At 66.2% G+C, this 7,784-nt stretch carries 8 protein-coding genes; all 8 read left to right on the top strand.

Translation table 11 applies throughout. The annotated features are described in order from the left end of the window. Positions 1-609: hypothetical protein (locus G454_RS21870; protein ID WP_027719127.1), on the top strand; the 609-nt coding region annotated here is incomplete at its 5' end. 21 nt (positions 610-630) lie between these two features. Beyond that, positions 631-1,155, top strand: coding sequence for a hypothetical protein (locus G454_RS0114155; RefSeq protein ID WP_027719126.1), 525 nt, complete (start codon positions 631-633; stop codon positions 1,153-1,155). A gap of 611 nt (positions 1,156-1,766) precedes the next feature. Next, positions 1,767-2,087 (top strand): hypothetical protein, encoded by a 321-nt coding sequence (locus tag G454_RS0114145; protein ID WP_035107988.1) that lies wholly within the window; start codon positions 1,767-1,769, stop codon positions 2,085-2,087. Positions 2,088-2,805: 718 nt separating this feature from the next. After that, the gene (locus G454_RS0114140; protein ID WP_027719123.1) at positions 2,806-4,290 is read left to right on the top strand and encodes a putative amidoligase domain-containing protein; all 1,485 of its coding nucleotides are present in this window, start codon (positions 2,806-2,808) and stop codon (positions 4,288-4,290) included. Positions 4,291-4,483: 193 nt separating this feature from the next. Then, positions 4,484-5,044, top strand: coding sequence for a hypothetical protein (locus G454_RS0114135; protein ID WP_211230115.1), 561 nt, complete (start codon positions 4,484-4,486; stop codon positions 5,042-5,044). Then, positions 5,044-5,355, top strand: a complete 312-nt coding sequence (locus tag G454_RS0114130) for a hypothetical protein (protein ID WP_027719121.1) — start codon at positions 5,044-5,046, stop codon at positions 5,353-5,355. The genes G454_RS0114135 and G454_RS0114130 overlap by 1 nt, the downstream gene beginning before the upstream one ends. Before the next feature lie 330 nt (positions 5,356-5,685). Continuing rightward, a complete protein-coding gene (locus G454_RS0114125; RefSeq protein WP_156896827.1) occupies positions 5,686-6,693 on the top strand; it encodes a hypothetical protein in 1,008 nt (335 codons plus the stop codon). Between the two features lie 67 nt (positions 6,694-6,760). Then, positions 6,761-7,642, top strand: a complete 882-nt coding sequence (locus G454_RS0114120; protein ID WP_027719119.1) for a conjugal transfer protein — start codon at positions 6,761-6,763, stop codon at positions 7,640-7,642. The last annotated feature ends 142 nt before the right edge of the window (positions 7,643-7,784 follow it).

The following is a 7,784-nucleotide window of genomic DNA, read 5'->3' as shown; positions in this document are numbered from 1 at the left end:
CTGGCCGCCCGCTTCGTCGGCCAGCGGGTGCTCGTGAGGGTGAAGCACGCCAACGCCAGGGCCGGGCTGGCGCTCTGCTCCCGGAGGGAGGCCGTGGCCGAGTCCGCGAGGGCGGTGCTTGCCAGGCTGAAGCCGGGGGACACGGTCGACTGCGTGGTCAAGGCGGTCCTCCCGCCGGGGAACGGGAAGCCGTCCAGGTTGCTCGTGGACGTGGGCGGCGGCCTGCTGGTGGAGGTGCCGAAGAGGGAGGCCACGTGGTCCCAGTCGGCCGGCCTCGGCGAGCTCTTCCGGCCGGGCCAGGCGGCCAAGGCCAAGGTGCTCTCCGTGGACAAAGAGGCGGGCAGGGTGGAGGTGTCCTTGCGCCAGGCCCAGCCCGACCCCTGGGAGTCGGCCGAGTTCAGGAGCGGCGACTTCGTGTCCGGCACGGTGCTGGGCGTGGACGCGGAGCGCGGCATCGTCTTCGTGGAAGTCCTGCCAGGCGTGGTGGGCATAGCGCCGCCGCCCCTGCGCGGCGAGCTCAGCCGCGGCGACAGGGTGTCCTGCGCCGTGGCGAAGTTCGACCGCGAAAAGAGGAGGTTGCGGCTCCGCCTCCGCAGCCTGCTGGGTTAAGGGAGAGGGCGGTGGCGGGCCGTGCCGCTGGAGGTGCGCGTGGAGCCGCTCCTCAGGAGGCCGGGCCTGGTGACCTCCCCCGGCGTGTTGCGGTTGCTGGAGTTCCTCGAGGCGTGCGGCGGGGCTACCCCGGCGGCGTGCGCCCTGCTCTTCAGGGGCGGCGAAAGGGAGGCCAGGAGGCGGATGGACTCCCTGCGGGCGGCGGCCTACGCCGCCAGGGCCTTCCTGGCGGGCGAGGAACTCTGGCTACCGCGCGCCCACTCCGTGTGGGACCCGGCGTCGTTCCTGCGGCAGCGCGCCCTGGGGTGGTTCGCCGCGAGGCTCGCCCAGAGCGGGGGCAGGGTGTCCGGCGGCACGGCGCTCTTCCCCAGCGGGGACGCCCTCCCGGTGGCCGTGCTACCCTTCGACGCTCTCCCGCCGGGCAGGTGCGTGGCGGTCGTCGCCGCTGGGGCCAAGGCCGGGGACCTGCCGCCGGGGTATTTCTGGTGCCGGGAGGAGGACCTGGAGGCCTCCGATCTGCCCTCTTGCATGAGTTACGCGGAATGAGGTAAAATTTTAGGAAGAGTTTCCCGCCCTTCGGGGCGGCGAGTCCCCGTTTCCCCCGCGCCAGGCGGGGCGAGGTCTTCGGCAAGAGAGGGCAGTCACCCCTCCGCCCGGCACGGCCCTGTCCGGCGCAACCCGGCAGGCCCCCAGTCGCTGGAAAAACTGGGTGTTACCGACGTTACCGGCATGTTACCGGTGTGTTACCGGTGATGTTACCGGTGGCCGGATCGCCGGAAGCCAGGTTTCGCGCGGGTTCGCGGATCATGTTACCGGTTTTGAGGGGGGTATATATATACTGGAAAGAAATGGAGGCCGTGGCTCCCGCGGCCTCCCCGCTTTTCCGGGGGGCGTGCCCTGCCCCGGGGCCGTAGTGGGACACTGCGGGCCCGGGGGAGGGCGCACAGACTCCGGAAAGCCCTCCTTCCCTTTTCCCCCCCATTACGGGGCGAGTTTCAGGTTTCCCCCCCTCACGGGGGCGAGATTAAAGTTTTCCCCCGCACCTGGCGGGGCGAGTAGGGGCCACCCCGGCAGGCCCGCAGAAAAACACCTTCGAGGAGGTGTTTTGCCCGCGGGTCGGCGCCGGGAGGCCCGCGGGTTTAATCATGAAAAAAGCGATGATTATTAATCTCACCCCCCACCCCGTAACCGTAGTGGGGGATAGCGGCACGGTAACCTTTACCGTGCCGCCGAGCGGTAAAATCCTCCGGCTACCGGAGGCAGTTTCCCCGGCTGGCGATGTCGGGGGCGTCCCGGTTGTCCGGAAGGCCCTCGACCCCGCGGCGGACCTGCCGCCGTACCAGGAAGGGATCTACTATATTGTCTCCCTTCCGGTGGCGCAGGCCGTGCGCCGGGAAGACTTCCTCGTCCCGGACGATCTGATCCGGGACGAGAAAGGTCAGGTCATAGGCTGCCGCCGCTTCGCGGTGGTGGCCTAGCGGCCTGAAAGCTGGAATCTTCCCCGTGCTACCTCTCCCTCCGAGCAGGGGAGAGGTTGCAGTGTGGCAAGCCCTGTGCCCTGCGGGTGCACGCATGGCCCGCAGGGTGCATGCAAGCGGCACCGCCAGAACCCCCGGCCCACGAACCGCATGCGGGTGCGGGTCGGACCGGTCCGAACCGGGCACAGCCCGGGGCAGGGGGGAGATCCCTGCGTCATACTAGCTGATCCGGCTGATCCGGAAGTTGCCGCCTATCACGCGGCAACTTTCCGGGTTAACTGGACCCCGCGAAAAGCGGGGTACCAGCGGATCCTCCTAACGGAGGGAAACCGGCGGTCGCCGCCACCACAACGTGGCGGTGGCCAGTCAGGTCCGCCAAGCGGCCATGCTACTTGTCCGGCCTCGGGCATGGACTTAGTAGCACGGCCGTAATTTTTCCTCCCCCACCCGGTGGTGGTGGTCGGTTTCAAAAAGGGCGGGGAGGAGAAAAATCAACCTACTGCAAAGGGGGCTGAGGTAGGTCGGCCCCGGGGAAACCGGGGTCGGAGGCGGCCACCTACCCACTGTGCCGCTCTGTGCCGCTGAGCGGCACGCCGGGAGGGGCTAAAGCCTAGTTGCCCCCATCAGTTGGGCCACCCCGGCAGGCCTGCCAGTACTAAACACTCCTGAAGGAGGTGTCTGGTGCGGCGGGCCGCCGGGGGCCCGCCACACCTTATATATGAAGAAGGTTATTCAAAGAGTTTTCCCAAGCGACCAACTGCATGAGCGGTTGGCCGACCTGAGGGATCTGCTCAAGAAATACTTCCTGGTCGTCAGGAGTCATGACGACCAGGGAGTAATTGCCCCTTACACGGCATCTTTTTATCCTAAGATCTCGTTGGCCTACAAAGAGGTCAATGAAATCCATATAAACATTGACTCCCCGCCAGATAATGACGTCTTCTACGATTGGCGGGGGAGTGTTTATAGAGACGACGATGCAGGTGAACCCTGCTTCGTCGTCTACGTAAACGAGCGGTTTGCGGGACTCTATCTTCTTCGTCTCCGCTCCCTCTACGCGACCGACTGGTCGCACGATTGGGAGTGCGTCCGGTTGGCGCGGGAGGTAATCCCCCGCCTCATCTCCGCGCTAGGGTTAAAACCCCTCACCAGAGCCGAGCGGGAAAAGATTTATAAGACTTATAAGACCCTGAAAAGCAACCCCCTCCGGATCACCGTGGGGGGCGACCCGGAATTTGAAATGTGGCGGGGGAGCACCCTCGTCAGCGCCGATGACTACCTCAACATGGGGGGTAGCATCGGCACGGACGGGGCGAGGAGCCAGGTTGAACTCCGCCCCGCCCCGGGAACCCCCGCCCAGGTCGTCCGGAATCTCCGCGAACTCATAAAAGAGTTCGCGAGGAGATTTCCGAAATACGATCTGGATGCCGCGGGGCACAGGTACCCCTGCGGTGGTCATATTCACATCGGGGGCATCCCCGACAGGGAGCCCCCCGGGGAGCTCTTGGAACTCCTCGACGACTTCGTAGGAAAACCGTCCCTCCCGTTATCGGGAGAGGCGCGCGGAGAGTACCGCCGTCTCTCCGCCTGGGAGGACAAACCTTGGGGGTTCGAGTACCGCACCCCGCCGGCCGCGGTGTTCTCGAACCCCCGGGTCGCAAGGACCGTGCTTAAATTGGCACGGAACCTCGTGACCAAGTTCTACTCCGGGCGAGCGCTCGAGTACAACGACCCGCCCGGAGTAGAAGACTATATCCGGGTGGGCGGCCTTACCGAAAGGGAAGCCGCCTACTTGGTGGAGTTCTTCCGGCAGGGCGTCCCCAGGAGCCTCCGCATCCGGGCCGCCTGGGGCACGTTTGCGCCGGAAGAAGGGTTGGCTATTTCCTTCCGGGACGACTGGCTTCCCGAGCGGAAGCGGTTGTTCCGGAAGGTCTTAGTGAAGAACCTCCGGCGGGGCGAGATCGTCCTGTACGGCCTCGCGTCCAGCCGGGGGTTCGTGGCCACTATCCCGGGCGTACCCGGGGCGGCCGTCCTCGATGACCCGCCCTACGCCCCCGTGAACGGGCAGGGCCGGGTGTGGGTCGGCCTGCCCTGGCGGCTCCGCATGGAGGAGGGCGTGGACGAAACCCTCCTCCGGGAGGCGGCGGAGGTTGTCGCTCGGTATTGCCGCCAATTTTTCCGGGTTTCCCGGCGGGCCCGTTAACCAACACTAAAAAAGGAGGTGTTGGCGCGGCGGGCCGCCGGGGGCCTGCCGCGCTTTGTATATGTGCATAATAGCAGTATGCTATAAGAGAAAATTAACAATTGATGAAGCAGAAAATTGCTTCATCAATAACCCCGACGGAATCGGGGTTGCCTGGAGTAGCGGGGGTAAAAACCACCTCCGCAAGGGTTTCATGGAACTCGAGGAGTTCCTCAGGTTCTACGAAACCCTCGATGCTTTCCCCCACGTCGTCCACTTTCGTGCGGCGACTTCGGGCGGGGTGTGCGAAGAACTCACCCACCCGTTCATCGTGGATCTCCAGTCGCCCCTGCGGCTGGAGTGGAGCGGCAAAAAGCCGCTCCTGTTCCACAACGGGGTGGTGTCTAACTGGGAAAACCTTTTCCTCCGCTTCGCCCCCGATATTGTGCGGGAGTTGAGGCGGAGGAGGAGGGCTTCCCGGGTCCCGCCAGGCCCGTGGTCCGACACGCGGGCCGCGGCGGTGATCGTGGCCTTGGTTGGGGAGGGGATCCTCCCCTTCCTGGGCGGCAAGTATGCCGTCCTGGACGGGGGGAGAGTAAAATTGTATGGGGACTTCCCCTACAATGAAAGAGGAGTCTACTTCAGCAACTCCTCTTTCAAGGACACCAGGGGAAGGTTCTCCTCCCCTGTTATTAGGTGGGGGAAGGATGACCCCTCCTTCCCCTTCTCTGACATTGGTTATAGGGAGTGGCGGCGGGAGAGGGGGTTGCTGTGATGGCGGCAAGCTCCTCCGCCGCCATCTGGTGGCTCCGCATCAAGCGGGCCGCCGAGAAGATCGTCTGCCGCCCCGTGTCCATACACGGCTCCACCGACCTGCCCTCTCACCTCAAGGCAGCGGTGGACGCCGCGGAGGGGCGCGTGGACATCGCCCTCAACTTCCGGCACATCAAGAGTGCCGAGGACGCCTTAAGGGCGGTGGCCCACGAACTCGCCCACGTCGTGGCGGGGACGTCCGGCCACGGCGCGGACTTCGGGGCGGCGTGGGAGGAGATCTACAAAAAGCTAAGAGAAGAGTATTTTTCCTGAAACCCCAAGCGGATCCGCGGGAAAACCCCGCGGGTCCGCTTTTTTTTCTTTGAGGTGGTGTTGGAAATGCTCGATGGGCGCCCGCGTTTCCCGATCCTCCTGGTTTCCGTCGCCCTGCTCGCCGCGCTGGCCATGGCGTGCGTCGCTACAGGCTGTAGCAAGAAGGCCCGGCCCGGGGATTACCCGCCGCAGGCCGCGGGCGCGCCGCCCCCTGCCGTCCAGCAGGCGCAGTCCGGCGGCGGCCCTGGCGCCGTCGACCCCGGCGCCTACTACCGCCGCTCCAGCCTGGAGGGGCGGGTCGTGACCTACGACCCCGACCGCGACCTCTTCGTGTTGTTCGGTAGCTACTGGGTAGCCGAGGAGGGACTGCAGAAGCGCAAGGTGGTCTCCCGCAAGTTCCACCGCGTGCGGCCCGCCACGAGGGAGGTGCGGGAAGTCCTGAAGGGGTTGGTCGGGGAGGGCGCGGCGGTGCTCGGCGAGTACGAGGCCTGGAAGGGCCAGGAGGAGGAGGTCTTCCTAGCCAGGGAGGCTTCCCCCGTGAAGGACGCCCCCTCCCTGCCGCGCTGGTACGCCTTCGGCAAGACGCTCCGGCCGCTCCGCCTGGCTAAGTTCAACCTCTACGAAGTCGACGACTTCGTGGAGACCTTCGCCCCACTCAAGGGTATACTCGATGTACCCTTAAACGGGTTGTCACTCCCCGAAGTGGAGAAGTTGGCAAAGAGTGTCTCCTCGCCGTCCACTAAGAAGGACAGGGAACTCCGCGCCGCCGTGCGCGCCTGGTGGGACTCCCGCTGGAACCTCAAGTGGGCGGTGGAGAAGGACCTCAAGGCGTACAACGAGCTACTGTCCCGTGCCGGGGACTTGGCCTTCTACACTGGCCTCTTGGGTTTCAACAACTGCTACGTGGACTCCTCCCCGGCGGGCAGGATGGACGTCAAGCAGATGGAGGACGCCCTCGGGGGGAGCGGCGGATCGCCGGGCGACGAGTGCAGTTCCGCCGCCGCGTACGGCACGGTGACCGTGGTGACCGACGAGCAGGGCCACGTGATCGCCTCCTACTTCGGCGGCCCGGTCTTCCGCGAACCCGGGGAACTGCTCGAAGCGGCGGTCACCCGCAGGGCCCCGGGCGAGAAGTGGAAGTTGGTAGGCATACCCGAGGAGGAGTTGAAGAAATTGTCCGGACGGAAAGCGTGGCTGGCTGGAGAGTGCGTGAAGGAGCGCGACGAGAAGGGTAACGTCGTGGACGAATACTTCCTTGCCAGGTGCTGGCTGACGCGGGAGCAGATGGACACCTGCATGGAGTTCGTGCGGTTGGTCGTAGGGGAAGGGGGGATCTGAACTGCCTGGCAGACTGAATTTCGACGTTTACACGAAGAGAGCGGTCGTCGCCGCCCTTCTGTGGTGCATGCTGTTGGGTTCCTTCCTCCTCTCGGCCCGCGCGGCCGCCCTGGCCGCGAGGGCTTACGAGACCCTGGCGGCCAAGGCGTACACGCCAGAGGAGGCCGCCCTGCGGGAGGGCGCCGCCGAGTTGGCCAGGGCCTTCGCCGTCGAGTGGGCCACGTGGTCCGGCGACCGCGAGGAGTACGCCGCCCGGCTGGCCCGCTTCGTCGGGAAGGACGCCGCCGGGAGGGCACAACTCCCGCAGGGGGTGCAGCAGGTGGCTTCCGCGTCCGTGGTCTCGTTGCGGCGGGACGGCCAGGACGCGTGGACGGCCTCCGTGTTGCTCCACGTCAGGCGGGCCGTGAAGCCGCCCTCCGGTAGCGCGGGCGTACCGCCCGAACTGGTGGCGGCCCGCGCGCAGGGAACTGCCCCGCCAGGCGGCATGCAACCCCAGGAAACCGTGTCCGTCTGGAAGGACGCGGTGTTGCTCGTCGAGGTGCCCGTGAGGGTGGCGGGGGGCCGCCTGGCGGTCGCCGGACTGCCCGCGCTCGCCCCGGCGGAGCCGCCGCCCGAGGGCAAACAGGAGGGGGCGGCAACCAGGCTCTCCGCCGCGCCGGACCAGGCGTTCCAGACCTTCCTGCGGCAGTTCTTGGACTTCTACTACCGCGGGGAGGACGTGCGCAACTTCGTGGCCGAGGGTTCGGGGGTAAAACCCCTGGGCGGGTGGAACCTCGCCGAGATCCGCGAGGTGAAGGCCGACGACCAGGCGAACCCGAAGCTCGTGCTGGTGGAGTGCGCCGTATCGGCCCCGGGCGCGGCCTCGGTGACGCAGAGGCTCCTCCTGGAGGTGTCGTCCTCCGGAGGGAAGTATCTGGTCAGGGCGGTCAGGCCCGCCCCGCTAAATTAGCCTAGAGAAAGGGGGGAAATGAAGGTGGCCAAGGGGAAGGTCTTACTCTCCAGGGTCAGGCAATTCTTGCCCTCCGTGCTCCCGGTGTTGTTGCTCGCCGCGGCGCTGACCGTGGTGCCCGCCATGCCGGTCTTCGCTGCCG

Origin of the sequence: Desulfovirgula thermocuniculi DSM 16036 (genome assembly GCF_000429345.1) — a bacterium.
Lineage (GTDB): Bacteria > Bacillota > Desulfotomaculia > Desulfotomaculales > Desulfovirgulaceae > Desulfovirgula > Desulfovirgula thermocuniculi.
This window is presented reverse-complemented; position numbering and strand designations above follow the sequence as displayed.